Raw genomic sequence first — 2,815 nt, 5'->3', positions numbered from 1 at the left:
GATCAATAACGCAGCCAATGCATTTCAGTCATTTAATATGGTGCCGTTGGCCGGACAAAACCGTCCGGAACGGTTTTGAATTGCGAGCCTGAGAGCAACCCGCAGGGCAGACCCCAGGGATGGGGTCTGTAATCGAACCGGAGCCGGTTCGACTAGCTGAAGTTGACTGGATTAGTAACGCAGCCCGTATACTTCAGACATTTAAGATGGTGCCGATGGCCGGAGTCGAACCGGCACAGCCTTAAGCCACTACCCCCTCAAGATAGCGTGTCTACCAATTCCACCACATCGGCTTATGCTTTATTACTCCGAGGGAGGTAGATCAGTTTGAGCTGGAGCAGCATCAACAGCAGGATCTTCAACCGTAGGAGGTAAATCAGTAGTCGTTTCAGTCTGTTTCATCACTGGAGCGCTCTGCTCTACAGCTTGAGTTTCGACAATGGAATCAACCAGACTAGCCGGACCTTCTCGATGGCTAGACATATAAGCCAGAGCCAGACAGGTCAGAAAAAACAATGTTGCCAGAATCGCTGTACTTTTGGTGAGAAAATTTCCCGAGCCTTTTGCACCAAAAACAGTTGCTGAAGCACCGCTACCAAATGCAGCACCCGCATCAGCACCCTTACCGTGTTGTAACAGGATAAGTGCAATTAACGAGACAGATAACAATACCTGAACGACAAGTAAAATAGCATTTAAGTCTTGCATAAAACTCTCAAATTAGATAATCAGGCCGCCTTGCCAATAGCAAGAAAATCAGCCGCTTTCAAAGATGCCCCACCGATTAAACCACCATCGATATCAGGCTGAGACAATAATTCTGCTGCATTCGCCGCATTCATACTGCCACCGTATAAAATCTGTACCTTGTCAGCAACATCAACACTCAAAGCTGCCAGTTTACTTCGAATAAAAGCATGTACTGCCTGAGCCTGTTCTGGTGATGCCGTTTTACCGGTACCTATTGCCCATACAGGCTCATAAGCTATAACACATTGGCCAATAGCATCAATCCCCTGTGTATCAATAACTGCATCCAGCTGACGAGAAACAACTTGCTCAGTTACACCCGACTCACGCTCTTCCAGCGTTTCACCAATACATAAAATCGGGGTGACTCCAGAGGCTACCGCCATCGCGAAACGTCGAGCAACCAGATCATCACTCTCACCATACAATGAACGGCGCTCAGAATGGCCAATAATTGCATACTTACAGCCCGCTTCTTTTAACATTGCAGGAGCCAGTTCACCAGTAAATGCGCCACTTTCCTGATCACAGATATTCTGTGAACCCAAACCGATAGCTGCATCACCAATATGCGACTTCACTTTCATTAGATAGATCGCAGGAGGGCATACTGCCATGTCTGCATTTGTTACCTCAGCTAAACCAGCCTTAATACCATCCATCAACTCACCAATGCTCTCTAGTGAGCCATTCATTTTCCAGTTACCTGCTATCAATGTCCGACGCATGTCCAGTTCCTCAATTTAATTATTTTTATGTATATTAAAAATGGGCGCAAAGGGTACTTGTGTCTGACCTATAAATCAATGCTTATGTAGTGGCTTTTAATAAAATACCACCTATTTCAGTCTGTTCCAGCAGATTCCACTACCACATCGGCGATTCTATGCGCAAGTGACTCTACCTGATCAGCATCCTGCCCCTCAACCATAACTCTTATCAGTGCTTCGGTTCCGGAAGGTCTTAATAGTACTCGCCCCTTATCAGCCAACTCCTGCTCGGCTATCTCCACTGCTTTTGAAATCTGAGGGAAATCGTCAGGGTTAATTTTTGAAGCAATTGGCACGTTGACCATGCATTGAGGATATTTGCTCATACCCAGACGCAACTCGGACAATGACTGTCCATTATTCACCATTGACTCAAGAACCTGTAATGCAGCAATAATGCCATCTCCAGTAGTGGTTTGATTTAGAGATATGATATGCCCGGAAGACTCTCCACCAAGATACCAGCCATTTGCCTTGAGTTTTTCCATCACATATCGGTCACCAACATTGGCGCGTTCAAAAGGAATTTTGAGCTCTGCCAGCGCATGTTCCAGACCCAGATTCGTCATCAGAGTACCTATGACCCCCCCTTCAAGTTGCCCACTCAATTGTTGTTTACGTGCGATAACAAACAGTATCTCATCACCATCCATTACCTTACCAGTGGCATCCATCATCATCACCCTATCTCCATCACCATCGAAGGCGATACCCAGATCAGCCTGGTTTTCCAGCAACAATGAACGCATATTCTGCGGGTACAGCGCACCACAATCCTTGTTAATATTCAAACCATCGGGAGACACACCCATTTCAATAACTTCTGCGCCGAGCTCACGAAAGATGAAGGGCGCTACATGGTAGGTAGCCCCGTGGGCACAGTCCAGCACCACCTTCATTCCTTTGAGACTAGTTCGAAATGGAATGGAGTTTTTACAGAATTCGATATAGCGACTTCTGGAATCTTCCATTCGGTATACCTTACCCAGGTCCTTGGATTCCACCATTAGCATGGGTTTATCCATCATATCTTCAATTTCATGCTCGACGGAGTCGGGTAACTTATAGCCATCTCCGCTAAAGAATTTAATTCCATCATCGTAGTAAGGATTATGCGATGCACTAATCACGATACCTGCAGTGGCACGCTGCGCCTGAGTCATATAAGCAACTGCCGGTGTCGGCATAGGGCCCATCAAGGTTACATCCAGTCCGGCTGCCGCCAGACCTGCTTCCAGCGAAGCCTCAAAAATATAGCCTGATATCCGGGTATCCTTGCCGATTACCACATGGCC

General features: G+C 46.6%; 3 protein-coding genes and 1 tRNA gene. All 4 read right to left on the bottom strand.

Going from position 1 to position 2,815, the window contains the following annotated elements; genetic code table 11:
* Positions 1–207: 207 nt before the first annotated feature.
* Positions 208–293: transfer RNA gene (locus ACQY6I_RS11095), tRNA-Leu, on the bottom strand.
* A 10-nt stretch (positions 294–303) separates the two neighbouring features.
* Positions 304–708, bottom strand: a complete 405-nt coding sequence (gene secG, locus ACQY6I_RS11090) for a preprotein translocase subunit SecG (protein WP_428241558.1) — start codon at positions 706–708, stop codon at positions 304–306.
* A 20-nt stretch (positions 709–728) separates the two neighbouring features.
* Positions 729–1,478: a triose-phosphate isomerase gene (gene tpiA, locus ACQY6I_RS11085; protein WP_428241557.1), complete on the bottom strand. Its 750-nt coding sequence runs from the start codon at positions 1,476–1,478 to the stop codon at positions 729–731.
* A 116-nt stretch (positions 1,479–1,594) separates the two neighbouring features.
* Positions 1,595–2,815, bottom strand: a 1,221-nt coding sequence (gene glmM, locus ACQY6I_RS11080; RefSeq protein ID WP_428241556.1) for a phosphoglucosamine mutase, incomplete at its 5' end; no start/stop codon positions are given.

This window comes from Gynuella sp. (assembly GCF_050297175.1).
Taxonomy (GTDB): domain Bacteria; phylum Pseudomonadota; class Gammaproteobacteria; order Pseudomonadales; family Natronospirillaceae; genus Gynuella.
Note: the sequence above shows the minus strand (reverse complement) of the source record. Positions and strands in the feature narration are given on the sequence as shown.

Bases quoted from the DNA above. Each gene is read 5' to 3' on its own strand.
- secG (WP_428241558.1), bottom strand. From the start codon at position 708: ATGCAAGACTTAAATGCTATTTTACTTGTCGTTCAGGTATTGTTATCT.
- tpiA (WP_428241557.1), bottom strand. From the start codon at position 1,478: ATGCGTCGGACATTGATAGCAGGTAACTGGAAAATGAATGGCTCACTA.